22 protein-coding genes are annotated in these 25158 nt (G+C 66.7%); 10 read left to right on the forward strand and 12 right to left on the reverse strand.

The window, feature by feature from the left end:
- Positions 1-144: 144 nt before the first annotated feature.
- Positions 145-777 carry a hypothetical protein gene (locus tag ACFC4D_RS45925; protein ID WP_375961442.1) on the reverse strand — a complete coding sequence of 211 codons (633 nt, stop codon included), beginning with the start codon at positions 775-777 and terminating at the stop codon, positions 145-147.
- Positions 778-919: 142 nt separating this feature from the next.
- Here ACFC4D_RS45925 and ACFC4D_RS45930 point away from each other — a divergent pair, with 142 nt between their 5' ends.
- Both ACFC4D_RS45930 and ACFC4D_RS45935 read left to right on the forward strand, forming a co-directional pair.
- Positions 920-2296, forward strand: a complete 1377-nt coding sequence (locus tag ACFC4D_RS45930; protein ID WP_376073199.1) for a cytochrome P450 — start codon at positions 920-922, stop codon at positions 2294-2296.
- Positions 2297-2591: 295 nt separating this feature from the next.
- Positions 2592-3488: a L,D-transpeptidase gene (locus ACFC4D_RS45935; RefSeq protein ID WP_375961447.1), complete on the forward strand. Its 897-nt coding sequence runs from the start codon at positions 2592-2594 to the stop codon at positions 3486-3488.
- Positions 3489-3633: 145 nt separating this feature from the next.
- Here the strand turns inward: ACFC4D_RS45935 and ACFC4D_RS45940 are convergent, their stop codons facing one another.
- From ACFC4D_RS45940 to ACFC4D_RS45950, 3 genes are all read right to left on the reverse strand, one after another.
- Positions 3634-4845: an FAD-dependent monooxygenase gene (locus tag ACFC4D_RS45940; RefSeq protein ID WP_376073202.1), complete on the reverse strand. Its 1212-nt coding sequence runs from the start codon at positions 4843-4845 to the stop codon at positions 3634-3636.
- Between the two features lie 59 nt (positions 4846-4904).
- A complete protein-coding gene (locus tag ACFC4D_RS45945; protein WP_376073205.1) occupies positions 4905-8405 on the reverse strand; it encodes a BTAD domain-containing putative transcriptional regulator in 3501 nt (1166 codons plus the stop codon).
- Positions 8406-8515: 110 nt separating this feature from the next.
- Positions 8516-9289, reverse strand: a complete 774-nt coding sequence (locus ACFC4D_RS45950; protein WP_376073207.1) for an SDR family NAD(P)-dependent oxidoreductase — start codon at positions 9287-9289, stop codon at positions 8516-8518.
- 260 nt (positions 9290-9549) lie between these two features.
- Between ACFC4D_RS45950 and ACFC4D_RS45955 the strand changes: the two genes are divergently transcribed.
- The 4 genes from ACFC4D_RS45955 to ACFC4D_RS45970 are packed head-to-tail and all read left to right on the forward strand — an operon-like array spanning position 9550 to position 13782.
- Entirely contained in the window at positions 9550-10479 is a 930-nt protein-coding gene (locus tag ACFC4D_RS45955) for a sugar ABC transporter permease (RefSeq protein WP_364636761.1), read from the forward strand.
- A gap of 59 nt (positions 10480-10538) precedes the next feature.
- Positions 10539-11330, forward strand: a complete 792-nt coding sequence (locus ACFC4D_RS45960) for a carbohydrate ABC transporter permease (RefSeq protein ID WP_375963785.1) — start codon at positions 10539-10541, stop codon at positions 11328-11330.
- Positions 11331-11349: 19 nt separating this feature from the next.
- Complete coding sequence (locus ACFC4D_RS45965) at positions 11350-12678, forward strand: ABC transporter substrate-binding protein (RefSeq protein ID WP_375961458.1); 1329 nt, start codon at positions 11350-11352, stop codon at positions 12676-12678.
- A gap of 24 nt (positions 12679-12702) precedes the next feature.
- Complete coding sequence (locus ACFC4D_RS45970) at positions 12703-13782, forward strand: ABC transporter ATP-binding protein (protein ID WP_375961461.1); 1080 nt, start codon at positions 12703-12705, stop codon at positions 13780-13782.
- Here the strand turns inward: ACFC4D_RS45970 and ACFC4D_RS45975 are convergent.
- From ACFC4D_RS45975 to ACFC4D_RS45990, 4 genes are all read right to left on the reverse strand, one after another.
- Positions 13779-14303 (reverse strand): AAA family ATPase, encoded by a 525-nt coding sequence (locus tag ACFC4D_RS45975; protein WP_364636767.1) that lies wholly within the window; start codon positions 14301-14303, stop codon positions 13779-13781. The genes ACFC4D_RS45970 and ACFC4D_RS45975 overlap by 4 nt on opposite strands.
- Positions 14300-16282 (reverse strand): M13 family metallopeptidase, encoded by a 1983-nt coding sequence (locus tag ACFC4D_RS45980; RefSeq protein ID WP_376073210.1) that lies wholly within the window; start codon positions 16280-16282, stop codon positions 14300-14302. The genes ACFC4D_RS45975 and ACFC4D_RS45980 overlap by 4 nt, the downstream gene beginning before the upstream one ends.
- Positions 16283-16343: 61 nt before the next feature.
- Positions 16344-16724: a DUF397 domain-containing protein gene (locus ACFC4D_RS45985; protein WP_375961467.1), complete on the reverse strand. Its 381-nt coding sequence runs from the start codon at positions 16722-16724 to the stop codon at positions 16344-16346.
- A 31-nt stretch (positions 16725-16755) separates the two neighbouring features.
- Positions 16756-17607, reverse strand: a complete 852-nt coding sequence (locus ACFC4D_RS45990; protein WP_375961470.1) for a Scr1 family TA system antitoxin-like transcriptional regulator — start codon at positions 17605-17607, stop codon at positions 16756-16758.
- 89 nt (positions 17608-17696) lie between these two features.
- Here ACFC4D_RS45990 and ACFC4D_RS45995 point away from each other — a divergent pair, with 89 nt between their 5' ends.
- Positions 17697-18170 carry a hypothetical protein gene (locus ACFC4D_RS45995; protein WP_364636775.1) on the forward strand — a complete coding sequence of 158 codons (474 nt, stop codon included), beginning with the start codon at positions 17697-17699 and terminating at the stop codon, positions 18168-18170.
- A 29-nt stretch (positions 18171-18199) separates the two neighbouring features.
- Here the strand turns inward: ACFC4D_RS45995 and ACFC4D_RS46000 are convergent, their stop codons facing one another.
- On the reverse strand, positions 18200-18706 hold the full coding sequence (locus tag ACFC4D_RS46000; RefSeq protein WP_375961472.1) for a DUF4190 domain-containing protein: 507 nt from the start codon (positions 18704-18706) through the stop codon (positions 18200-18202).
- Between the two features lie 98 nt (positions 18707-18804).
- Positions 18805-19533, reverse strand: a complete 729-nt coding sequence (locus ACFC4D_RS46005; RefSeq protein ID WP_375961475.1) for a pirin family protein — start codon at positions 19531-19533, stop codon at positions 18805-18807.
- Between the two features lie 276 nt (positions 19534-19809).
- On the opposite strand from ACFC4D_RS46005, the gene ACFC4D_RS46010 reads away from it, so the two are divergent.
- The 3 genes from ACFC4D_RS46010 (at position 19810) to ACFC4D_RS46020 (ending at position 23412) form a co-directional block, all read left to right on the forward strand.
- Entirely contained in the window at positions 19810-20280 is a 471-nt protein-coding gene (locus ACFC4D_RS46010; protein ID WP_375961477.1) for an NUDIX hydrolase, read from the forward strand.
- Positions 20281-20345: 65 nt separating this feature from the next.
- Positions 20346-21737 carry an MFS transporter gene (locus ACFC4D_RS46015; protein ID WP_376073235.1) on the forward strand — a complete coding sequence of 464 codons (1392 nt, stop codon included), beginning with the start codon at positions 20346-20348 and terminating at the stop codon, positions 21735-21737.
- Between the two features lie 76 nt (positions 21738-21813).
- The gene (locus ACFC4D_RS46020; protein ID WP_376073212.1) at positions 21814-23412 is read left to right on the forward strand and encodes a DUF4185 domain-containing protein; all 1599 of its coding nucleotides are present in this window, start codon (positions 21814-21816) and stop codon (positions 23410-23412) included.
- A 48-nt stretch (positions 23413-23460) separates the two neighbouring features.
- Here the strand turns inward: ACFC4D_RS46020 and ACFC4D_RS46025 are convergent, their stop codons facing one another.
- Together ACFC4D_RS46025 and ACFC4D_RS46030 are read right to left on the reverse strand one after the other, a co-directional pair.
- Positions 23461-24321, reverse strand: a complete 861-nt coding sequence (locus ACFC4D_RS46025) for a biotin-dependent carboxyltransferase family protein (protein WP_364636785.1) — start codon at positions 24319-24321, stop codon at positions 23461-23463.
- Positions 24318-25016 carry an allophanate hydrolase subunit 1 gene (locus ACFC4D_RS46030; RefSeq protein WP_376073215.1) on the reverse strand — a complete coding sequence of 233 codons (699 nt, stop codon included), beginning with the start codon at positions 25014-25016 and terminating at the stop codon, positions 24318-24320. Before ACFC4D_RS46030 ends, ACFC4D_RS46025 begins: the two co-directional genes overlap by 4 nt.
- Between the last annotated feature and the right edge of the window lie 142 nt (positions 25017-25158).

Raw genomic sequence — 25158 nt, forward strand, 5'->3', positions numbered from 1 at the left:
GGGTTTCTGAAGGGGCAGGGCGGCTGCGCCCCGGGTTACTACCCTATCTCGCCGGGCGAGCCGACCCGCGCGGTGGCGCGACACAGCCTGCGGGGGGCGTTTACCGGTTGTATCACCGCCCCGCTCCTTATATCTATGGGGCCGCTACAGCGTGTTGACGCAGATGACGATTTTGCGCTCGTCGTAGACGTAACCGGAGTCGCCGTCGGCGCATTCGTCGACGCTGGTGCTGTTCTTCATGATCGCGAGCACCTTCACGCCGTTGGCCGCGCCGCGGGTGGAGCAGTCGATGCGCTTGGGATCGGCATTGCTGCCCTTGGCGCCCAGATCCAGGCAGTCGTTCACGACCCAGTCGATATCGAGGCAGAGCGCGCCGGTCTCGACGCCGACCACGGTCTCGTAATAGGCCTGATCGATATCGCTCGGGCACTGGGCGTTGGTGCGCGCCTTGGCCACCACCTTGTAATTGGAGTCCTTGCTCCCGCAGGTCGCCTTGTGGATGGTGGCGTTCTCGGTGGTGCCGCCGAGTTTCACGCAATCGCCGATGCTGGCCTGGAAATCGGTGTCGCCGCCCTTGTCGGCGTTGGTGGTGGTCGGGCGGTTGCCCTGCGTCGGCTTACCGGAGGGCTTGGGCGTGGTGGTGGTGACGACCGAATCCAGTCCGGGCGGGGCGGCCACCGGTGTGCCCGAGATGGTGGTGCCGCAACCCGCGAGCAGCAGGGCTGCGGCGGCGACGGCCGGGGCGGCAATCCGGGCGGAGATCTGCTGACGCAACACGAAACTGTCCTAAATTCGAGTAATACCAGGCGCGGAGTTCAATGCCCATGCATACACGACAAATACGACAAACGTCGAGCCATATGGCCACCCACCAGCCGATCCTCGAACCCGAGCGGGTACCGACAACGTATAGGGGAGCATGAGTAGCACCGATCGATCCGCCACCGGGCCGCCGCTGCGCGAACCCCGGCCGGTGCCGCTGCACGCGCTGGCCGCCGCGATCGATCTGGAGCGCTATTTCGACTGGCGGCGCGGGCGGGACGGCGATCCGTTCCTGATGCGCTTCCCGGCCTTCGGATCCGCGGTGTTCACCGGCACCGCGGCGGGGGCGCGCGAGATGTTCCGCGCGCCGGTGGAATTGCTGGAACCGCCGCTGCCCAATCCGATCGAACCCATGGTCGGCCCGGCCTCCTTGATCCTGGCGCGCGGGGAACGACACAGGAAGGAACGGTCGGTATTGGCCCCGGCCTTCCATCGACAGCGAATCAGCGCCTACGGCAATGTGATTCGCGAGACCGCGCGGGACGAACTGGACGGTGCGCGCACCGGGCGGGCCTGGCGGCCTGGCACGCGGATCGATGCGCGGGACGCCGCGCGCGCCATGACATTGCGGGTCATCCTGGCGGCGGTGTTCGGGATCGAGGATCCGCGGCTGCTGGCCGAGTACACCTCGGCCACAACGGAATTTCTTTCATCGTTCGGCGGGCCGCTGTTCCTGGTTCCGGCCCTGCGCCGCAATATGCTCGGATTGTCCGGCTGGGAAGGGTTTCTCGCGGCCCGGGATCGGCTGGACGCGCTCATCGATACCGAAATCGACCGGCGGCGTACGGATCCGGGCGCGAACGGCGGCGCGGATATGCTCGGAATGCTGCTGGAGACCAGATATACGGACGGCAGCGGGCTCGGTGATATCGAACTGCGCGAACAATTGCGCACGCTCATCGTGGCCGGACACGAGACCACCGCGACGGTACTGGTGTGGGCGCTGTACCGATTACACCGCGAACCGGCGGTGCTGGAGCGGTTACGCGCCGAACTCGCCTCCGCCGGAACCGATATCGATCCGATCGAACTGGCCGAACTGCCCTATCTGGACGCGGTCTGTCAGGAGACGCTGCGCCTGCACCCGCCGGTGCCGATCGTATTGCGCAGGCTCACCGGTGATTTCGAACTGCGCGGCGCACCGCTGGTGGCGGGGGACACCATGGGGCTCTCCGTACAATTACTGCACAGTGATCCACAGGTGTGGAGTGAACCACAGCGGTTCCGGCCCGAACGCTTCCTCGAACGCCGGTACAGCCCATTCGAATTCGCACCGTTCGGCGGTGGGCACCGGCGCTGTGTGGGGGCCGCGCTCGCCGATTACGAACTGCGGATAGTGCTGGCGACGCTGCTCGGATCGGTGCGCTTGCGGCTGTCGCCGCGGTTCGCGCGCGGGCGCGCGCCGTGGACGGTGCCGCACAATATCGCGACCGGTCCGCGTGCGGCCATTACCTTCGATGTGCTCGAACCCTGATGCGACGTCAGTGATTTCGATCACAACCAGGTTTGGGCATATCGACTCGGCCGCCGTGACCGGACAACCGGTCTGATTAGGGAATCGCCGACGCGAACGGCGATAACACACCGGCGATTCGGCGCTTCCCGGTTGTGTGCCCCGGAACACACCAAGAGGTCTGTACGCATAACCGGCGCAAGTCGATTGGCACACGCAGAATCGCAAGGTAGGAATGAACCCGGGGTTGGGACCTACGCGGGTAGAGCTGTGCCCGCGATCTGCGTATGAACAAGGATCGGAAGGACACCTAGCTGTGCGCAACACCCGGTATGGACTGATTTCCCTCGCCGCCATCGCGGCGACCGGAGCCCTGGTGGCCGCGCCCGCCTCAGCCGCCCCACTATGGCCGGGCGGCCCGGAAGTCCCGGGTGTGCCCTCCGCCGTCATGCCGCAGCCCGTACCGGGCGATCTGCCCACCGCGCCCGGCGCGAGCTCGCCGCTGCCGCCCGCGAACTTCACCGCACCGAACATCACCCCCGGTGACGGCGACAACGTCGGCGTGGCGCAGCCCATCATCATCAACTTCAAGGAGCCGGTGAGCGATCACGCCGCCGCCGAGAAGTCCATTCGCATCACCTCCACCAACAAGGTGGACGGGCACTTCTACTGGCGCGGCGACAGCCAGGTGCGCTGGCGGCCCGAGGAGTTCTGGCCGTCCGGCTCCAAGGTCACCGTCGAAGGCGGCGGCACCAAGACCGCCTTCGAGATCGGCGACGAATTCATCGCCACCGCCGATGACACCACCCACGAGATCGTGGTCACCCGCAACGGTGAAGTGGTGCGCACCATGCCCACCTCCATGGGCAAGACCGGACACGAGACCCCGAACGGCACCTACATCGTCAGCGAGCGCAATCGCAAGATGATCATGGACTCGTCCACCTACGGTGTGCCCACCACCGCGCCCGAGGGCTACAAGCTCGAGGTCGAGTACGCCACCCGCATGTCCAACAGCGGCATCTTCGTGCACGCCGCGCCGTGGAGCGTTGCGCAGCAGGGCTATTCGAACACCTCGCACGGCTGCCTGAACGTGTCCACCGAGGATGCCAAGTGGTACATGGACAATGTGAAGAAGGGTGACCCGGTGGTCGTCAAGAACACCAAGGGCGGCACCCTGAGCACCAGCGACGGCTGGGGCGACTGGAACTGACGTTCCGCGCTCTCCCACAGGAGTTTTCGCAGGCCCCGCCTTTAACAGGCGGGGCCTGCGGGCGTAGAGGGGAGGGATGCGGGGCAGGCCCCACGAGATACGGCGGGGTCGGATGCCCGTCGTGGTGGCCGTACCCGCCAGCCTCTCAATACTGTTCGAGGCGGATCGCGTTGGCGGCGTGCTCGAGTGGTTTCGTGATGGAGCGCAGGGCCATGCCCTTCCAGGGGAGGTGGCGCAGGGCGCGCATGGCGGTGGTTTGAATCCACACGGCGAATTTGTCGGCGGCGACCATGCGGGTGGCGTTGTCCCAGCCGATCGTCAGGTTCAGGTCGATGTATTCGCGCATGCGGTCCTGATAGCGGGCGAAGGCGATACGGTGGTCGCCGCGGGCCGCTTTCAGTTCGCCCGCAAGGACATACGCGCCGACCAGCGCCATGCTGGTGCCCTGCCCGGACAGCGGCGACGGGCAGTACGCGGCATCGCCGACCAGCGCGACGCGGCCGCTCGACCAGCGCTCCAGGTGGATCTGGCTGACCGAATCGAAATAGAAGTCCGGTGAATCGGCCAGGTGGCGCAACAGGTTCGGGGTTTCCCAGCCCGCGTCCGCGAACGACTCCGCCACCAGCCGCTTCTGGGCGGCGATATCGCGGCGATCGGGCAGGCCGTCCGGAGCGCCGAAGATGAACTGCGCCTTGGCCGAATGTCGCTGGGTGCTGTACACCTGCACGACGCGGCCCGGCATCGGATGCATGATCTCCCAGTGATCCAGGCCCAGATAGTTGGGCACCGAGATGACGCACGCGGCCATACCGGTGTGCCGGGCGAACTGCTCCTCGGGGCCGAATGCGCTGCGGCGCACCGTGGAATGCGCGCCATCCGCGCCGATCACCAGATCGAAGACCTCCGGGGGCGCGTTCCGGAAGCGCACCGAGACGCCGTTCGAGCCCTGGGACATATCCGCGATGGAATCACTGAAAAGGTACCGGACGTCATTCTTGGTGGCATCGAACAGGATTCGGGCCAGATCACCCCGCAGCACCTCATCGTCACCCGGCGCGCGCAGCCCGATGAGATCCGGCCCGAGCGTGGCCAGCGCCTTCCCCGAACCATCCACCCACTCACCCCCGCGCATGGCGGTCGAGGCGCGCTTCAACTCCGGCAGCAGCCCCATTCGCTCCACCACCCGCATGGCGGCCCCGCGAATATCGACCTTGTATCCGCCCTCCCGCAGTGCGGGCGCTTCCTCCACCACCGTCACGGTGAACCCGTGCCGATGCAGCCAGTAGGCCAGCGCCGGACCCGCCACGCTCGCACCACAGATAAGAACCGTCTTGCTGCTGAACTGCCGCTTCGTCATGCCCGAAGCATCATCCGCACCCCTCACCGCCGACTCACCGTCGGCTCACCGCCCGCCGATCACCGCTCCTGAACAGGACCGATCTGCGCCAGGGCGATGGCCTGATCTACCGGCAATGCGACACCGCGACTGAAGGCGGCCTCGAAATCGCGGTCGCCCAGGATCTTCCGGCATTGTTCGGTGACGTCCGATACCTCGGAATCGCCGGTTCGTGTCAGACCGCGCATACCCTCGGCCGCTCCGAGCAGCACCGCCGCCGCTTCCACAGCGCCGGTTCCGAAAGATGCGGCAGCCATCTCCTCGACCGCGCTAGCCGCGACGGGCGACAGGCCGTTGCCAACTGCTAGATCCAAAGCCGCCCGATAGTGCGAAAACGCCTGTCCCGCATCCTTCTCGACGATACCCAGCCTGCCCAGGCCGATCAGAGTGCGAGCGCGGGACTCGGCGGCACCGATGGAGCCGTCGGCGGGAAGAGACAGCGCCGCTTCATAGTGGGCTCGCGCGGCCACCCGATCGGTGTCGAGGGCGAGGTCACCGAGCCCACGTAAAGCGTTGGCGCGCATATCGGATGCGCCTATCGTGCGGGCCAACTCGGCCGCGCGTTCGTAATCGGCGCGGGCCCGGTCGCGTTCGGCTTCATCGCCACTTGCGTGAATATCGCCGCGACGGCTGAGCAGATCGGCGATATCGGCGGCCATACCCAGTTCCGTGCCCACCGCGATGGCCTCGTCGATCAGTGTCAGCGCGGTCCTGCGGTCACCACGCAGTTCGGCGATGGCGGCGAGCTTGTCCAGGGTGGCGGAAATGGCCCAGCGGTCGCCGATCGCACGGAAACCTGCCAGGGCCGCAAGGAATTCAGGCTCGGCCTCCGCCGCCCGGCCCGACATGAACAACCCCAGACCATCACCCAGCCGCAAGAAGGCTCGCGACCAAGGATCTGGGCCGAACAGTTGGCGCACCTTGTCCGGATCGCCCGGTATGCGCCCACCGGCGAAGGCCAGCAAGAGAACGAGATATGGCCGCCGCAGCGGACTTTCGAGCTCCGCCACGGCAGCAGCCGCATTCTCGACAGCGGCCGCAAATTGCGCGGCGGCCAGGTGATTGTCTGCTCCCAAGCCCGAGGCACCGCGTGCGGCGACGGTGACGCACAGGGCGAACTCTTCAGCCCCGATGCTCCAATCCGGCTCGGCACGTGTGGTTTCCACGCCGACCCCCGTCTCGGCATACCGTGACCCCCTGCGCGGTTCTCCCGAGTCTCCGTACGCCCGAACAGGAGTCGAGTCGACACCATCGGGATGGGGGTGGGGCTCGATCGCGCCGGTATTGGCAGCGGCGGTACGAGATCCTGCTTCGACGACACCGGAATTCGTGTTGAGGAGAAGGCGTTCGGCCAGGTCGGGGGCGTCGCCGGGGCGTCCGGTCAGCCACCAGTACCAGGCTTGCGCCGCGATGAGGCGTTGTGCCAGTGCGGGATCGGCGCGGGCTGACCAGTGCAGCGCAGCTTGCAGGTTGTCGTGGTCTGCGGTGAGGCGGGCCAGGTGGGTGAGCTGGTCGGGGCCGCGCAGGGCCGGTTCCGAATGTTCGGCCAGGCGGAGGTAGAACTCCGCGTGCGCGCGCAGCAGGCGGTCGTGGTCGCCGGAATCGCGCAGTTCGCGCAGCCCGAATTCGCGGATCGTCTCCAGCATCCGGTAGCGGCCGGATACTGCCACCACCAAGGATTTGTCGACCAGACCGGACAGTAGTTCGTCAACGTCACCCGGGAATTCGCGGTCGTCCAGCCATGTTTCGGCACCAGCGCCCTGGTCTTCGGCACCGCCGTTCCGGTCTTCGGCACCGACGTTCTGGTTTTCGGCACCGGCGTTCCGGCGTTCGGCGCTGGTGTCGGTGTTTTCGGCGCTGCCGCGAAGGGTTTCGCTGCCGATGGCCGGGTTGCAGATGTGCTGGGCCGCGGTGAGGGTGGCTCCGTTGGCGAAGACGGTGAAGCGTTGGGCTAGTTGGCGTTCGGCGGGGGTGAGTAGGTCCCAGCTCCAGGCTACGACGGCGTGCAGGGTGGCGTGGCGGGGTTCGGCGGTGCGGGCGCCGCGGGACAGGAGGCGGAAGCGGTCGGTGAGGCGAGCGTCGATATCGTCGATATCGAGGGTGCGCAGGCGGGCGGCGGCCAGTTCGATGGCGAGGGGGAGGCCGTCGAGGCGGGCGCAGATGCGGCGGACCGCGCCGATGGTGCCGGCGTCGACGGTGAATCCGGGTTTCGCGGCGGCGGCGCGGTCGGCGAAGAGGCGGATGGCAGGGCTGTTCACCTGGTCGGCGAGCGCGGCTTCCGGTGCGGCGATGGGCAATTGGCCCAGGGGAAAGACGGATTCGCCGGTGATGGCGAGCGGTTCGCGGCTGGTGACCAGCACGCGCAGGCCGGGGCACGCGCGCAGCAGGCGGTGGGTGAGGCGCGCGGTGTCCAGGACCAAATGCTCGGTGTTGTCGAGGATGAGCAGCAGCGGGCGATCGGCGAGTATGGACAGCAGCTGGGTTTCGGGATCGCGGCCGCCGCTCGAGTCACGCCCGCCGAGGGCGGCCACGACGGCGGGGGCCACCTGGGCTCCATCGGCGAGGGCGGCCAGTTCCACGACGCACACCTCACCCTGGACGCGCGCGCCGACCTCCAGCGACAGCCGGGTCTTACCGGTGCCGCCCGGTCCCGCGATCGTCACCAGGCGTGCGTGGGCGAGCAGTGGAATCAGCTGCGCCAGTTCGGGTTCGCGGCCGATGAAGCTGGTGAACTGGGCGGGGAGCCGCCGCAGTGCGGGAGCGGGAGCGGCGTCGGCGCGCAGGATCGCCAGGTGCGCCTCGGTCAATTCCGTGCCCGGATCAGCGCCGAGCTCATCGGCGAGCAGGCGTCGTCCCTGTTCGAACGATTCCAGTGCGTCGGCCTGACGGCCCGCCGCGTAGAGCCCGCGCATGAGCAGGGCGCGCAGGCGTTCGCGCAGTGGATACGCGGCCACCAGCTCCGGCAGCGTGGCCACCACCGAATGGTGATCCCCCAGTGCCAGTGCGGCTTCGGCGCGATCCGCCAGCACGATGAGGCGGGCCTCGTCCAGGCGCGCCACCTGCACCTCGGCGAAAGGCGCGTCGAGGACATCGGCGAGCGCGGGTCCGCGCCAGCAGGCCAGCGCCTGATCCAGCAGCGTCGCCGCGGCGGCCGGATCCCTGTCGCGCAACGCGTTTCGTCCCTGTTCGGCGAGCTGCGCGAAACGGTGCGCGTCCACCGCCCGCGGTTCCACCGCCAATCGATAACCCGCGGGCGAGGATTCGACGAACTCGCTCGCGGCCGACCCGGCCGTGGCGCGCAAGGCGCGGCGCAGGCGGGAGACCTGGGATTGCAGGGCGTGGGCGGCGTCTCCGGGCGGGTCCTCGCCGTAGAGTCCGTCGATCAGACGTTCCCGGCTGACGAGTTTGCCCGCGTCCAGCGCCAAGAGCGCCAGTAGTGCTCGCACCTGCGGTCCGCCGACCGCTATCGGATCACCGTCGGTCCGCCGTACCTCGATCGAACCGAGTATTCCGAACTGCACGCCCGTCAGTATGCCCGCGCGCTCGCCGCGGTCGTATCGGACGATCGACCCCGATAACCGGGCGTCCGGACGCATGCGGCCGGGGAGTGCGACCGTCTCGCGGGGGATGATCAGCCGCCGATGGCCGGGCTGATGGCCGATCCGCCGCTGACGTCGATCACCGCGGCGGTGACCCAGCGGGCATCGTGCGAGGCCAGGAACGCGACCACATCGGCGACGTCCGCCGTCTGGCCCATGCGGCCGAGCGCGGTCATGGCGCTCATCTGCGCGCGGGCCCCGGGGTTGGCGTCCAGGAAGGCGGCCATGCCCTCGGTCTCGGTCGCGCCCGGGGCCACCGAGTTCACCGTGATGCCGCGCGGACCCAGCTGTACGGCAAGGGTTTTGGTGAGCACATCGAGCGCGCCCTTGGTCATGGCGTAGGCGACCTGCGACGGAGCGGCGATGCGCGGTGCGCACGAGGAGATATTGACGATGCGCCCGCCATCGGCGAGCAGCGGCAGCGCCCGCTGGGTGATGAACAGTGGTGCGGAGACGTTCACCGCGAACAGCCGGTCGGTGTCGGCGGGGGTGAGCTGTTCGATGGAACCGCCGCCACCGCCGCCGCCCGCGTTGTTGACCAGGATGTCCAGCTGGCCACCGGCCAGGCCCGCCGCCAATCCGTCGAAGAGGTCGTCGATGCCGGAGGGCGCACCCAGTTCGGCTCGCACGGCGAAGGCCCGCCCGCCCTTGGCCCGGATCTCCTCGACGGTCCGGTCTGCTGCTTCCTTATTACTGCCGTAGTGCACGGCCACCGTCGCGCCGTCCGCGGCCAGCCGCAGTGCGATGGCGCGGCCGATGCCGCGGGAGGCTCCGGTGACGAGTGCGTGCTTACCGTTGAGAGACATGGTGAACTCCTGTGCCGTTCGGGTTTCGGTGCTGGACACAGCGTCGCGGGGAGTCCTCACCGAGCACTCACCGAGTGCTCACCAACGGTGGTGATCGATTCCGGCCTTGAAAGAGACTGGGCGGACGTACGATTCGGCGCATGTCCGCGCCTCCAGCGGGTGCGTCCGGTGAACAGTCGGTTGCGCCCGTGCGCCGACTATTCAACCGGGCGGCATCCAGTCGTTACCGGCTAGTCGCAAGCAACCGTCACGCTGCGCGGGTGAGATCGAGCCCGGAACGAGTACTGCCGCAGCCCGCCGGGCGCGGATGGCGAGGTAGACCCTGGCGGGACTACGCGCTGTTCATAGTGCTCGTCGCACCAAACCTGGTGCTGCTCTCGGTATTTGTGTATCGGCCGCTGATCGACAATATTCGCCTGTCGTTCTTCGACTTCAATATCTCCGATACCTCGGCCACTTTCATCGGCGTCGACAACTACACCGAGTGGTGGGGTCGGCATGATTCGTGGCAAATCGTAAGCAACACGGTCATCTTCACGCTGGCCGCCGTTATCGGCAGTATGGTGCTGGGTTTGGGTCTGGCGCTGCTGCTGGATCGGAAACTGTTCGGGCGCAATGTGGTCCGCTCCGCGATCTTCGCGCCATTCGTCATCTCCGGCGCGGCCATCGGCGTGGCCTTCCAATTCATCTTCGATCCCGGCTTCGGCCTGGTGCAGGATGTGCTGCACCGGCTCGGCGTCGACAAGGCCCCGGACTTCTATCAGGACCCGCACTGGGCACTGTTCATGATCACGGTGACCTACATCTGGAAGAACCTCGGCTACACCTTCGTCATCTATCTCGCCGCCCTGCAGGGGACTCGGGCCGATCTGATGGAGGCCGCCGAGATCGACGGCGCGAGCCGGTGGACCACCTTCACCCGGGTGCTGCTGCCGCAATTGCGGCCCACCACGTTCTTCCTGTCCATCACCGTGCTGCTCAATTCATTGCAGGTCTTCGACATCATCAATGTGATGACCCGCGGCGGGCCGCTCGGCACCGGCACCACCACCATGGTCTTCCAGGTCTACGAGGAGTCGTTCCGGAACTTCCGGGCCGGATACGGCGCGACCGTCGCCACCATCATGTTCCTGGTGCTGCTGACCGTGACCCTCGTGCAGGTGCGCATCATGGATCGGAACGAACAGTGAGCAGTGCCCTGAACAAGCTCGACAATGACCGCTGGGCAACGATTTTCGGTTATCTCGCCATGGCGTGCGTGCTGATCATCGTCGGCGTACCGCTGTTCTGGATCATCATCACCTCGTTCAAGACGCGCGGTGACATCTACGTGCAGCCCGCGGTGTACTGGCCGCACAGCTGGCATCCGGAGAACTACAGCGAGGCCACCACCACGCTGCCGTTCTGGACCTTCCTGCGCAATTCGCTGATCATCACCGGGGTCATCTCGGCGGTGAAGTTCGTGCTCGGCGTGCTCAGCGCGTACGGCCTTGTCTTCCTGCGGTTTCCGGGCAAGACGGTGCTGTTCCTGGTGATCATCGCCGCGCTCATGGTGCCGAATCAGATCACCGTCATCTCCAATTACGCGCTGGTCGCGCAAATGGGCTGGCGAAACACCTTCCAGGGCATCATCGTTCCGCTCTGCGGCGTCGCGTTCGGCACCTTCCTGATGCGCAATCACTTCCTGTCGCTGCCCGCCGAGGTCATCGAGGCGGCGCGCATGGACGGTGCGGGCTGGTGGCGACTGCTCACCCGGGTGGTGCTGCCCATGTCCGGGCCGACCATGGTGGCGTTCGCGGTGGTCACGCTCGTGAACGAATGGAACGAATACCTGTGGCCGTTCCTGATGGCCGATGACTCGCGCGTAGCCACGCTGCCGGTCGGCCTCACCCTGCTGCAGAACACCGAGAACCCGAGCGTCACCAACTGGGGTCCGGTGATGGCCGGAACCCTGCTCACCATGCTTCCCATTCTCATCGTCTTCCTGGCATTACAGCGTCACATGATCAAGGGCCTCACCTCCGGTGCGGTCAAGGGGTAAGTCCCAGAAGGAGATTCCCGTGTCCGAAGCACGTTTTCCCGCTCTGTCCCGGCGCGGGTTCCTAGGGTTGGCCGGCGCCACGGCGGCCGGACTCGCGCTGACCGCGTGCGCCGGATCCGGCGGCGGCAGCCAGCAGGGCGGCGACTCGAAGACCATCACCTTCTGGTCCAACCACCCGGGCACCTCCAAGGACCTGGAGCTCGAGCTCATCAACCGGTTCCAGGCCAAGTACCCGGATCTGAAGGTCAACCTCGTCGACGCCGGTAAGAACTACGAGGAGGTGTCGCAGAAGTTCAACGCGGCGCTGTCCGGCGGCGACCTGCCCGATGTGGTTGTGCTGTCCGATGTCTGGTGGTTCAACTACGCGTTGAACAGCACCATCGAACCGCTGGACTCGCACTTCGGTTCCGCCGGTGTGAAACTCGACGATTACGTCGACTCGCTGGCCAACGACTACAAGTTCAACAACAAGCATTACGCGCTGCCGTACGCGCGTTCGACGCAGATCTTCTACTACAACAAGGACGTCTGGGCCAAGGCCGGACTGCCGGACCGCGGCCCGAACTCCTGGCAGGAATTCGACGAGTGGGGCCCGAAGATCCAGGGCGTCATGGGCGGCGACAAGTTCGCGCACGGCTGGGGCGATGCCAAGAACTACCTGGGCTGGACCTTCCAGGGACCGATGTGGACGTTCGGCGGCGGCTACTCCGACGACTGGAAGCTGAAGTTCAGCGACCCCAAGTCGATCGAGGCCGGCAAGTTCTTCAGCGACATGATCAATGTCAAGAAGTACGCCAGCATCCGCCCGCAGATCGCCAATGAATTCGGCACCGGGCTGCTCGGCTCCACCATCGCCTCCACCGGTGACCTCAAGGGCATCATGAAGAACGCCGAGGGCAAGCTGACCGTCGGCACCGCGTTCCTGCCGCACCCGAACGGCGCGGGCGCCACCACCGGTGGTGCGGGACTGGCGATTCCGTCGCGCATCTCGGACGCGCGCAAGGAGAACGCGCTCAAGTTCATCGAGTTCATCACCAATGCCGCGAACACCGCGTACTTCTCGCAGGGCACCGGATACATGCCGGTCCGCAAGTCGGCGTTGAGCGATCCGAGCGAGCAGGACTTCCTGGCCAAGAACCCGAACTCCAAGACGGCCATCGATCAGCTCGCGGTGACCAAGTCGCAGGACTTCGCCCGGGTGTTCGTGCCCGGCGGCGATCAGATCATCGGCACCGGCATGGAGCAGATCGGCCTGCAGAACCGCGATGTGACTTCGGCTTTCGCGGATATCAGCAGCCAGCTGCAGACCATCATCGACCGGCAGATCACGCCCAAGCTGCCCAAGTAATACCGAGCTAGGAGACCCGCCCGCATGGCGACTGTGCAGTTCGAGGGTGTTTCCCTCAGTTACCCGGGTGCGCCCCGCCCCGCGGTCGAAGACCTGAACCTGGAGATCGCCGACGGCGAATTCCTGGTGCTGGTCGGACCGTCGGGCTGCGGCAAATCCACCAGTCTGCGCATGCTGGCGGGCCTGGAAGCGGTGTCCGCCGGGCGAATTCGCATCGGCGGCATCGATGTCACCGGCCTGCCGCCCCGCTCCCGCGATGTGGCCATGGTGTTCCAGAGCTACGCGCTCTACCCCAATATGACGGTCGCGGAGAATATGGGCTTCGCCCTGCGCAACGCCGGAGTCAGCAAGGCGGACACCTTGATTCAGGTCAAGGAAGCCGCCGCCATGCTGGAACTGGAAGAACTGCTGGACCGCAAACCGGCCAAACTCTCCGGTGGTCAGCGCCAGCGCGTGGCCATGGGCCGCGCCATCGTGCGCCGTCCCCAGGTTTTCTGCATGGACGAACCGCTCTCGAATCTCGATGCCAAGCTGCGGGTTTCGACCCGCTCGCAGATCGCGGCGCTGCAGAAGCGACTCGGCACGACCACCGTCTACGTCACCCACGACCAGGTCGAGGCCATGACCATGGGTCACCGGGTGGCGGTCATGAAGGACGGTCACCTGCAACAGATCGCCGCACCCCGCGAGCTCTACGACAACCCGGTCAACACGTTCGTCGCCGGTTTCATCGGCTCACCCGGCATGAACCTGCTCACCGCCTCGGTCCGAGACGGTGCGGCCGTACTGAACGATCTGCGAATCCCGGTGCCGAACAACGCTTCCGGCGACAAGATCATCATCGGCATCCGCCCCGAGTCCTGGGAAGTCACCACCGATCCGGAGAACTCCCTGGCCGTGGAGGTCGAACTCCTCGAAGAACTCGGCTCCGAGTCCTTCCTCTACTCGCACGGCATCACCGACGAATGGTCCAGTCGCTCCGGCCGCGTCGTCGCCCGCGTCGACCGCCGCTTCCGGGTGGCCCTCGGCGACCGCCTGCACCTGACCCCCAAACAGGACGAACTCTTCTTCTTCGACGCCGAAACCGAAGACCGCCTGCGCTAGGGGAGCGGCTCGGCCCGTTCGAGAATCGCGTCCACCGTCTCGTCGACGGTGAGATCCGAAGTGTCGAGCCATAATCCGAGGCGCGGGGTGGTGGCGTGCAGGCCGGTGTCCAGGTCTTCGACCGTGTACGGGCCGTACGCCTGCTTGGCGCGGCCCGCCTCCCGGGCGGCCACGGCCTCCGGGCGCGGGGCCAGCACCACCACATACCGTGGGCGGGTGCGGATCTGGTCGGCGAAGTAGGGCAGGAAGTCACCGAGAACGACGTCTTGGACGACGGCGGTGAAACCCTCGGCCGCATAGGCATCCGCGGCCTGAGCGGCCAGGCGATGCCGTAACCGCAACTGGGACAGCGCCTCTTCCGGCGGATCCGGGCGCATATCGGCGCGCCCGGACACCACGAAACGCCGGAAGGCGTCACCGCGCACATGCGCCGAGCGGGGCAATCGCTCCGCCAGCGCCTGTGCCACGGTCGATTTACCGGCAGCCTGGATGCCGGTGATCAGGTAGACGGCTCCGGTCACCAGATCTTCACGCGCTCCTCGGGATCGAGGTAGAGCTCGTCGCCCTGTTTCACGTCGAACGCTTCGTGGAAGCTGTCCAGGTTGCGGACCACGCCGTTGCAGCGGAACTCGGGCGGGGAGTGCGGGTCCACGGCGAGGCGGCGGATGGCTTCCTCCTGGCGGGCCTTGGTGCGCCAGACCTGGGCCCAGCCGAAGAAGACGCGCTGGAGACCGGTCAGGCCGTCGAGGACGGGAATCTCCTTGCCCTCCATGGCGATTTCGTAGGCGGCCAGGGCGATGGTGAGACCGCCGAGGTCGCCGATGTTCTCGCCGATGGTGAACTCGCCGTTGACCGTGTGGTCGTCGGAGAGTTCCTTGGGGGAGAAGGCGTTGTACTGGTCGATGAGAGCCTTTGTGCGCTTACCGAATTCGGTGCGATCCGATTCGGTCCACCAGTCGATCATGTTGCCGTCGCCGTCGTACTTCGAACCCTGATCGTCGAAGCCGTGGCCGATCTCATGGCCGATGACCGCGCCGATACCGCCGTAGTTGGCGGCGTCGTCGGCGTTCATATCGAAGAACGGCGGCTGCAGAATCGCCGCGGGGAAGACGATTTCGTTCATGCCCGGGTTGTAGTAGGCATTGACCGTCTGCGGGGTCATGAACCATTCGCCGCGGTCCACCGGACCGCCCAGCTTGTCCAGATCGCGATCGTGTTCGGCGGCGTAGCCGCTGCGGTAGTTGCCGACCACGTCCGCGGGATCGATGGTGATGGCGGCGTAATCGCGCCACTCGTCCGGGTAGCCGATCTTGGGGGTGAACTTCTCCAGCTTGGCGATGGCGGCCTGCCGGGTGTCCGGGCCCATCCACTCCAGACCGGAAATGCTGCGGCGGTACGCCTCCTGCAGGTTCTCCACCAGCTCGACCATGCGGGCCTTGGCGGCGGGCGGGAAGTGCCGGGCCACATACAGTTTGCCGACGGCCTCGCCGAGCAGATCCTGCACCACCGAGACCCCGCGCTTCCAGCGCTCGCGGTTCTCCGGCGCGCCGGTCAGGGTGCGGCCGTAGAAGTCGAAGCTCTCCTCGACCAGGTCATCGGTGAGGTACGCGGCGCGGGCCTTGACCACGCGCCAGGCCGCCCACGCCTTCCAATCGTCCAGCGATTCCGAAGCCCACAACTGTGCGAATGTGCGCACATAATCGGGCTGGCGGACAACGAGTTCGGCGAACAGTTCCGGTCCGGAGCGATCCACACCCGCGGCGAGGGCGGAAGTCCAGGCATTCCAGTCGAATTCCGGATTCTCGGCGGCCAGGGCGTCGAAAGTGGTGAGGTTGTAGCTCTTTTCGGCATCGCGACGGCGCACCACATCCCAATGGCCCTGCGCCAGCTTCTTTTCCAGTTCGAAAACCCGCTGCGCGTCATAGTCCAGGCCCGCGAGCGCGAACATGCGGCCGATATGCGCGACGTACTTCTCGCGAATCTCGGCATTCTCCGGCTTGTGGTAGTACGACTCGTCGGGCAGGCCGATACCGGACTGCGAGGCGTGCACCAGATAGCGCTCGGAATTCTTGTCGTCGGTGTCGACGTAGAACCCCAGCGCGCCACCCACACCCGTGCGCTGATGACGGCCGATGAGCGCGGCGAACTCACTCCGGTCGGACACCTCGGCGATCGCGGACAACTCCGCCGCGATCGGGGTCAGCCCGGCGGCCGCGATGGCCGCGGTGTCCATGAAGCTGTTGTACAGATCGCCGATCTTGCGCTCTTCGCTGCCGGGCGCGGCATCGGAGGCGGCCGCCTCCTGGATGATGGTCTGCACATCCCGCTCGGCCTGGTCGTAGAGCGTGCGGAAGGCACCGTCCACCGCCCGGTCCGACGGTATGTCGTATTTATCCAGCCACTCGCCGTTGACGTGGGCGAACAGGTCGTCCTGCACCCGCACGCCCTCGTTACGGAAGGACAGATCGATACCGGAGGGAGGCGTCAGCTGCGAAGTCACGCCCTCCAGTATGCCGATCCCGGCACGGTCGGGGCGGGATCACGCGGAGAGCGAAACAAGATCAGGCGGCGAGCGCGATCCGATCGAATTCGCCATCCCGCACGCCCGCCAGGAAGGCATCCCATTCGCCAGGGGTGTAGACGAGACCGATCTCCCCGTACCCGAGTGTGGTGAATCCGTCGGCGGCGGTGTGCGCGGTGAGCTCCGCACCACCCGCGGGGCGGTCCCGCAGAACGGCCAGGAAGGACATCCATTCGACGGCGCTGACGGTGATGATGGGTTCATCGTGTGAGCTGTTGGCCGGATTTCGCCGGTACTTGCTGTCACGGATGAACACCGCCGCACCGTCGAATCGGACCTCGACGCACTGATTCCCATTATTGGTGCGCGTCGACGTGAACCAGCCGGTGGATTCCGGTTGATACTTCGCGGTTTTCAGCATAGGCAGCATTCTACGGTCTCGCATGCGTCTCCTACCCTTGCGAATAACTCTTGATCATTTCCAAAGACTTTGCACGACTGAGAGATTGGTCGAGTGCACGCACAAATGCGAAATCCAGATCGCGAATCAGATCCGGATCCTCCACGGCCCCACCGAAAACCGCGCTCTCCACCCAGCCGAAGGTATGCAGCGCGGTGGAGGGGAAATCCAGCAGATGGAAACTGGAGCCGCCGAGAATCGCACCGCGGGTGGCGGCGAACGGAATCACCCGCACCGTCACCGAATCCAGGTCATCCAAGAGTGTTGCCAGGTGTTCCAGTTGTCCCCGAAGGACTTTCGGGCCGCCGATCTGCTGCACGAGCGTGGCCTCGCCGATGACGGCGGTCAACTCCGGATGATCGCCGTCGCGTAATCGTTCCTGTCTTCGCATTCGCACCGCGACCAACTGCTCCACCTGCACCGGGCGAATCATGACATCGGCGCTGATCAGCGCCCGGGTGTAATCCTCGGTCTGCAGCAGACCGGGCACCACGAGCGAGTCGTAACTGCGAATGGCGTCGGCGCCGAATTCCATTCCGTAGTAGCGCTGCAGCTCCGGGCCGATCAGCGCGGGGGATTTGGCCCACCAGCCGCGTTCCTTACTGGCGGTGAGCAATTCGAGGAGCTCGTCCCGCTCCTCACCCTCCACCTCCAGCAATTCCAGCACCGGGCCGATGGTGGTGGCGGTCAGCACCCGGCGGCCCTTCTCCACATGGGACCAATTGGCGGGGGTGAACCCGACCCGCTTGGCGAAGGTCGCCGAATCGAAGCCGCGCTGCTCGCGCAGCTCCCGTAATCGCAGTACCAGTTCCCACCGGGCGACGGTGGGTGACACGGGCGCCATGACTGCTGACTCTACGCTCTCAACTCACCGGCGTGTGACTATTGTCATACCGATTGCGGGAGAATAGGGTCGGTAGCAGGAGGTTCGCCATGAGCGCGCTGGACCCGTCCTCGTACACCGCCACCCAGGAGGCGCTTGCCCGCTGCCGGCGCTACCGCAAGGAGCATGGCCTCTACGGGATAGTCGACTCCGCGCTGGGCCGGATCATGTTGGAGATCGGCTCCGTCGGAGCCGTCACCATGCCCGCCGAACTGGGCGCACGCGTCCGCGACCACCTCATCGCGCGCCGCCGCTGCGGCCCGGTGATCAGTCATCCGCGCTCCGGGCGCTGGACCTTCCTCACCGGGCCGACCGACGATTCCTACCTCGATATGGCGCTGTTCTCCGACCTGTTCCGGGACTGCGCGGCGGTGGCGCTGCCCGGTAGCCACATCGTGCTGCCCTCACCCACCGATGAGCACAGCGGCTACCGGATCTGGATCTGCCCGCCGGACAGCGACTTTCGGCCCGAACTCGCCGAAGTCGTCGGCGCCACCCGCGAATGCGGCACCGTGCAGCAGTAGCCCGCGGCGCTCATCGAGCCTGAAAGGGCTCAGCGGGTCGGCATGGGTGTCAGCGTGACGCTGAACTTGTCCTCGATGCGCTGCTGGAACTCGTCCTGGCACCGCTGCTGCGCGGTCGTGTCACTGCCCGCCTTGTTGAGGCAGTCGACCAGATCCGTGCCGCCGTTGTCCTTGAACACCACCCAGACCAGAATGCCGACCACGATGCCGCCGATCAGGCTCAGCACGCCCAGGATCAGACCGGCAACGGCCATACCGAAACCGCCGGAGGTGCCCTTGCGCGCCTTCATCATGGCGATCAGGCCGAAAATGGCGGCGAGCAAACCGAAGAAGACGCCGACCACGGTCAGGATGATGGTCCAGAACGTCAGCACCGCGATGATGCCGAGCACCAGGGCGGTGATCGCCAGGCCCTTGCCCTTCGGCGATTCCTGCCAGTACTGCGGCTGCTGACCGCCGGGCGGCGGGTAGCCACCGGGTGGCGGCGCGGGGTATTCGCCGTAGTTACCGGGGGGCGGGGGCGGGTACTGCGACATGGGCGTCGTCCTTCCGTCGGTGCTGCTCCCGGTATCGCCAACGCTGCGACCAGCCGTTAACGGGTCCGGTTCGTCCGGAATCAAGTTATCCCGAAATGCTATTGGCCACCCAGACGAGCATGCATTTCCCACACCAGGATTTCCGACGGCAGGTTCGCGGTCACCCGCTGACCGCCGCTGCGCGCCATGCGCACCGCGTCACCCTCGTACAGGGTGCCGACACCCTCCAACTCCACCTCACCGCGCGCGATGAACAGATGCAGATACGGCGATTCCGGTAGTCGCACCTCCGGCGCGTCGGCCGCCACCGGCATCCGCGCCACATGCATGGCCGAATGACTGCTGCCGATCGCGATGGCCGTGCGATCCCGATACCTGGGCAGGCCCGAGGCCACCGTCACCAGACCGCCGGACGCCAGCTCGTCATCCACCTCGAGCTGCTGATAACCGGGCGCGGAGCCCGGCTCATCCGGAACCACCCACATCTGGACGAAATGCACCGGTTCCTCGTGTTCGGGCGCGGTACTGATGCGCCACGAATCATTCTTCTCCGAATGCAGAATCCCCGAACCCGCGCTCATCCGCTGCGCCAGACCCGGATAGATGACACCGTTGTGGCCGAGCGAATCCTGATGCACCAGGCTGCCACTCAACACCCAGGTGACGATCTCCATATCGCGATGCGGATGAGTTTCGAAGCCCTCACCCGGCAACACGATGTCCTCGTTGTTCACCAGCAAAAGACCGTGGTGTGTGTTGTCGGGGTCGTAATGTTCCCCGAACGAGAACGAATGCTTCGAATCCAGCCACGCCACACGAGTTTTCATGCGGTCGCCGCCCCGATGGACATCGATGTGTGGTCTCGTGAGCGTGGACACCGCCCTACTCCCTTCACCGGCGTGCACCGATCGGAATCCAGGGTAGGGCCACATTCGGTGACCCGGGCTGAACTCCGGGTAAATTTTAGCGTGCGAGCAGCGCCGCCCGCACGCCGCCTACCAGGCAGGACACCCGGGGCGTCATTGTTCATGCCCTGCCAGCGGCATTCGGTCGGCGACCGTATCATGATGTGCCGCAAGTGAAACCGGAGGGAGAGCAAGGGGATGCGACCCGACGTACTCGCGGGCATCGAACGCGAACTCCGGCAGCAGGCCAACAGCGAGGGGATCACCCACTTCGTAGTGGGCGTGGCCGTTTTCCGTGGGGGAAAACTCCTGGTCGTACGGCGTGTTGCCGATGATTATCACGGGGGGATGTATGAACTCCCGGGCGGCGGAGTGGAATCGGGGGAGAGCTTCGCGCAATGCGTGGAGCGCGAACTCTTCGAAGAGACCGGACTGCGCGTACTGCGCATCACCGATGTGCTCGGCGGATTCGACTACGCCACCCGCACCAAATCCCGCGTACGCAAATACAGCTTCGTAGTCGAAGCGGAATCAGGGGAAGTGTTGCTCGCGCCCGGCGAACACGATCAATTCCAATGGATCGACGCCGACAGTCTGGACAACCTACCCATGGCGGACGATATGCGCGCCGCCGTATTCGCACTCGTCACCACCCACCCTTCCAGGTGAACGGGGCCGAGATCGAACCCGCAGAGGTACCGACCACACCCGCACCGCCACCGGAACCGCACCGGCTGGAGCGGATCCGGCGTGGCGCGAGCACGTTGCGCACCGCGCTGCGCGAGAGTCCGGGAGCGCTGCGGCTCGCCGCCGTGCGATTGTCCGGGCAGTTCGGCGACGGCATGTTCCAGGCCGCGCTGTCCGGGGCGATCCTGTTCAACCCGGAACGCGAGACCGATCCGCTGGCCATCGCGGGCGGGTTCGCGGCGCTGCTGCTGCCGTACTCGATCATCGGGCCGTACGCGGGCGCACTGCTGGATCGGTGGGACCGGCGCACGGTACTGCTCATCGCGAACATCCTGCGCGGGTTGCTCATCGGCGTGACCGCGGTGAGCCTGCTCGGCGGGGTGCGCGAGACGCCGCTGCTCTTGCTCGCACTCTCGGTGGTCGGCGTGTCGCGGTTTGTCGGTGCGGGCGTGTCGGCTTCGCTGCCGCGCGTGCTCGCACAGCGGCGACTGGTGGCGACCAACTCCATCCTGGCGACCGTGGCCTCCGGCTGCGCGATCCTCGGCGCGGGCGTCGCCTTCGGGCTCATCGCGGCCATCGGCGCGGGGGATCGCGCCTCGGCCACCGCGGTCGCGGTCAGCGCCATCGGATCGATCGTGGGGGCTTGGGCCGCAGCCGGATTCCGCAGACACGCGCTGGGGCCGGACCCGGACGAACCACTCGCCGGGTCCGACGCGGCGCGGGAGTCCGGGCAATCCGGCGCGGGCGCGCCACCCGCCGAGAGCTCGCTGCGGGCCATTGCCTCCGGATTGCGGTCCGGGGCGGGGGCGGCGTGGCGGTCGCGGGAGGTCACCACCGCGATGATCGGAATCGCGGCGCACCGGGCGGTATTCGGTGCGGACACGCTGCTCATGGTGCTGGTGCTGCGGCGCGGATCCGGCAGCGGCGGCGGGGGCGGGCATCACATCGCCAAATTCAGCGCCGCCATCTCCGCGACCGGGGCCGGAATGCTGCTGGCCGCCGTCATCGCGCCCATTCTCATTCCGCGGCTGGGGCGTTCGCGCACCATCGTCGCCGGACTGCTCACCGCCATCGTGGTGCAGGTCGCGCTGGTCACGCCCATCACCATCGCCGACGGGACCGGGGAGCGGCGGGCCGAACTGTGCCTGCTCGCGGCCGCGTTCCTGCTCGGGCTGGCCGGGCAGACCATCAAACTCACCGGTGACGCCGCCATGCAGATCGATATCGACGATCTGCATCGCGGACAGGTATTCGCGCTGCAGGACACCATTTTCAACATCACCTACGTGGGCGCACTGGCGGGCACCGCACTGTGGATTCCGGCCGACGGGCGCTCACCGATGGTCGTGCTGGTGGCGGCCGGGGTGTACTGCTGTGGAATCGCCGCCATCGCGCTGGTATCGGCTCGATCACAACCGGGCGAAAACCGCCACCCCTGAACGCGCAAGACGCCCTCGCCGGTTACGGTGGGGGCCGTTCGATCTCGCGCAACCCGGACGAGGAGACCCGCGCCGCATGGGATTCCGCACGACCGATGCCCTGATCCTGTCAGGCGTACTGACGGTCGGCGCGATCCTGTTGCCCGCCGCACCCGCCGGGGCGCTGCCGCAATGGCAGCCGCCGCCGGTGAACAGTTGCGGGGAAACGGGATTCGATCCGCTCAGACGCGAGACCGCGCCCGAACCCGCTCCGCCGCAGCCGGATCCGACCATTCGCATCCAGATACCGGTCCCCGAGATCACCCAGGTGCCGATTCCGGGACCGCCGCCGGACAACACCCGCATCGAACCCCAGGCGCTGCCCGAGGATCCGTGCGCCGCGCCCTGCCCGGACATTCGCGACAATCCCAAGCCGCCGCCGGTCACCACACCGCCGGAAGGCGCTCCGGCGGAAAGCGATCCGACCACCGACGCGCCCGCCCCGACCACCACCGCGCCCGGCGGCTCCGGCTCCGGCTCGCTGCCGAAACTGCCGCGCATCGAGATCACGCCCGAGACCGAACCCATCCCCATCCCGGTCCCCGGCGGTGAACCACCCGAACCGCAACCCATGCCAGAACCGGCCGTCCAACCGCCCGCCGCCGCACCCGCTGCGGCACCGGTCGCACTGCCCCGGGTCGACTCGGTGGACCTGGTCAACCAGATCACCGGGCACGGGTCGGTCAACCGCACCGATATCCGCTGGGGCGTCGACGGCACCGACCTCGGCCTGATGTGGGAGAACAAGCCCGGACAGGTCGCCGTCGTCTTCGGCGACACCTTCGGCAAAGGCTGGGAACCCATCGGCGCGGGCACCGGCGACCAGGACTGGCGCAGCAACACCATCGCCTACAGCAGCAATCGGGACCTCTCCGAAGGGCTGGTGCTGGACGACTTCGTCCAGGACACCCGCTGCCACGCCGCCGAGATCCTGGACAGCCGTAAGATCCGGAACTTCGAGATCACCACCATCCCGACCTCCGGATTCGCCATCGGCGACCGGCAGTACCTGAGCTATATGTCGGTCAACCGCTGGAGCCGGATCCCGGGCATGTGGTGGACCAACCAGGGCGGACTCGCCTGGTCCGACGACAACGGGCGCACCTGGACCAAATCCCAATGGGCGCGCTGGGACAACCTGTTCGGACTCGGCCGCTTCCAGGTCGCCACCATGGCGCCGCAGGGCGATTACGTCTACATGTTCGGAACGCCCAACGGGCGCATGGGCGTCATCGGGCTGGCCCGGGTGCCGCGCGCACAGGTGCTGAACAAATCCGCCTACCAGTACTGGATCAACGGCGGCTGGACCGCCGCCGACGGGGCCAACGAATTGCTCGCCACCCCATTGGTTTCCGGCACCGCCAGCGAACTGTCCGTGCGCTACGACCAGGACAGCGGGCAATGGCAGATGGTGTACCTCGATCTGCAACGGCATCAGATCGTGCTGCGCACCGCCGCCGAACCGCAGGGCACCTGGACCGAACCCGTCGCGCTGCTGGACACCGACGACTATCCGACCGCGTACGGCGGGTTCATCCATCCGTGGTCGACGGCGAAGGACCTGTACTTCACGATGTCCGCTTGGAACAGCTACAACGTGTATCTCATGCACGCCACGCTGAATCGCGAAGACTGAGCACGGATCCGCCCGCGATCAGCTGAAATGCGTGCGGCACAACCGGAGTCATGTCAGGCAGGGCCGGAAGCGGATGCGCTGACCCGGCCGCGCCTGCGCGACCAGATCCACTTCGGCATCGGCCACCACGCCGATCACCGGATAACCGCCGGTGATCGGATGATCGGCGAGGAACACCACCGGCTGACCGCTCGGCGGGACCTGAATCGAGCCCAGTGCCATTCCCTCCGTGGGCAATTCGCTCGATACGCGACGTTCCAGGGCGGGACCGCTGCGCCGATCCAGGCGCGCACCTATGCGATCGGTCGCCGACGAGACCGTCCAGTCGCCCGCGAAAAGAGCTGTGACGGACGAGAACCAGTCATCGCGCGGACCCGGAATCACATGAACGGTGAGCAGGCCCGACGCCGGCGGCAAGACCGGAGCCACATCCACGATCGGATACAACCGCGGCGGCGGGCCGACCGGCAGGACATCGCCCGCCCGCAACGGATCCGGGCCGAGACCCGACAGTGTGTCGCGACTGCGTGATCCGAGTACCGCGGGCACATCGATGCCACCCCGCACCGCCACGTAACTGCGCAAACCGGTCATTGCGAAACCCAGTCGAAGCCGTTGGCCCGCTTCGATTTCCAGCACACTGGCCGCACCCATCGGACGGCCGTCCACCGACGCGGGCGCGGCCGCTCCGGTCACGGCAACCGTCAGATGCCGATCGGCCAGCAACTCCAGCCCACCCAGCAGCACCTCTATACCGGCCGCGCCCTCCGGATTTCCCACCAGGCGATTGGCCAGCCGTAATGAGGCGCGATCCGCCGCCCCCGCGATACCCACACCGGAATCGAACCAGCCGGGACGCCCCAGATCCTGAATCGTGGCCAGCGGGCCCACCCGCTCGACCCGGATCACGCGAGACTCGCTTCCACATCGACGAATTGGACGGCGGCCGCGGCGCGAATCAGAGCGGGCGGATCACGATCCACATCCCACAGCGGTGCGTCGGTACTGCCGATCAACTGCCAGCCACCCGGACTGCGACGCGGATAGACGGCGGAATAACCGCCCGCCAGCGCCACCGCGCCCGGCGGAATCGCGGTACGCGACTCCGGGCGGCGCGGCACCGTGAGACGGCCGTCCGCGGATTCCAGATATCCGAAACCGGGGGCGAAACCGACGAAGGCGCAACGCCATACGGTGGACGTGTGCTGCGCGATCACCTCGTCCCGGGTCAGTCCGAGCAGGCGGGCCACTTCGGGTAGGTCCGCGCCGTCATAGCGCACCGGGATGCGGATCGGCTCCGCGTCGGGATCGGAACCGGCCGGGGGCGCGTCGGGCAGGGATCGCCCGCCGGGTGCTACCGGAGCACCCGCGCCCACCCGCGCATCCGCTTCCAGTCGAGCGAGCAGTGCGTTCAAGCGCGCGCGGACCGGTTCGGCGGCAAGAGATTCCGACAGGGTGACCAGTACTGTTTCGGCCGCGGGCAGCACATCCACCACCCCCTCGGGCCGGGGCCGCAATGCCACGACCAGATCGGCCACCAGCGCTCGCGCCGCCGGAATCACCAGCAGCGCAGAATCTCCCGCCGCACGTATCTCGCTCCGCATCGGACCCTCGCTCACTACTCGAAGTTGTCCCACCGGCGACCGCCACCGCCGAATGCCGCGGCCCGAACACCACCCCGTGCGCGGACCACGATCATCGGGCCGCCGCGCCGGAATTCATACGCCGCATATGAAATATCGCGCG

It is taken from the genome of Nocardia sp. NPDC056000, assembly GCF_042269265.1.
Classification (GTDB): Bacteria; Actinomycetota; Actinomycetes; order Mycobacteriales; family Mycobacteriaceae; genus Nocardia.

Excerpts from the sequence above, each read along its gene's own strand:
- ACFC4D_RS45940 (WP_376073202.1), bottom strand. The coding sequence starts at position 4,845 with ATGACGAAGCGGCAGTTCAGCAGCAAGACGGTTCTTATCTGTGGTGCG.
- ACFC4D_RS45985 (WP_375961467.1), bottom strand. The coding sequence starts at position 16,724 with ATGCTGAAAACCGCGAAGTATCAACCGGAATCCACCGGCTGGTTCACG.
- ACFC4D_RS45995 (WP_364636775.1), top strand. The coding sequence starts at position 17,697 with ATGAGCGCGCTGGACCCGTCCTCGTACACCGCCACCCAGGAGGCGCTT.
- ACFC4D_RS45950 (WP_376073207.1), bottom strand. The coding sequence starts at position 9,289 with ATGTCTCTCAACGGTAAGCACGCACTCGTCACCGGAGCCTCCCGCGGC.
- ACFC4D_RS45930 (WP_376073199.1), top strand. The coding sequence starts at position 920 with ATGAGTAGCACCGATCGATCCGCCACCGGGCCGCCGCTGCGCGAACCC.
- ACFC4D_RS45990 (WP_375961470.1), bottom strand. The coding sequence starts at position 17,607 with ATGGCGCCCGTGTCACCCACCGTCGCCCGGTGGGAACTGGTACTGCGA.
- ACFC4D_RS46010 (WP_375961477.1), top strand. The coding sequence starts at position 19,810 with ATGCGACCCGACGTACTCGCGGGCATCGAACGCGAACTCCGGCAGCAG.
- ACFC4D_RS46005 (WP_375961475.1), bottom strand. The coding sequence starts at position 19,533 with ATGAAAACTCGTGTGGCGTGGCTGGATTCGAAGCATTCGTTCTCGTTC.
- ACFC4D_RS45960 (WP_375963785.1), top strand. The coding sequence starts at position 10,539 with ATGGCGTGCGTGCTGATCATCGTCGGCGTACCGCTGTTCTGGATCATC.
- ACFC4D_RS46020 (WP_376073212.1), top strand. The coding sequence starts at position 21,814 with ATGGGATTCCGCACGACCGATGCCCTGATCCTGTCAGGCGTACTGACG.
- ACFC4D_RS46030 (WP_376073215.1), bottom strand. The coding sequence starts at position 25,016 with ATGCGGAGCGAGATACGTGCGGCGGGAGATTCTGCGCTGCTGGTGATT.
- ACFC4D_RS45970 (WP_375961461.1), top strand. The coding sequence starts at position 12,703 with ATGGCGACTGTGCAGTTCGAGGGTGTTTCCCTCAGTTACCCGGGTGCG.
- ACFC4D_RS46000 (WP_375961472.1), bottom strand. The coding sequence starts at position 18,706 with ATGTCGCAGTACCCGCCCCCGCCCCCCGGTAACTACGGCGAATACCCC.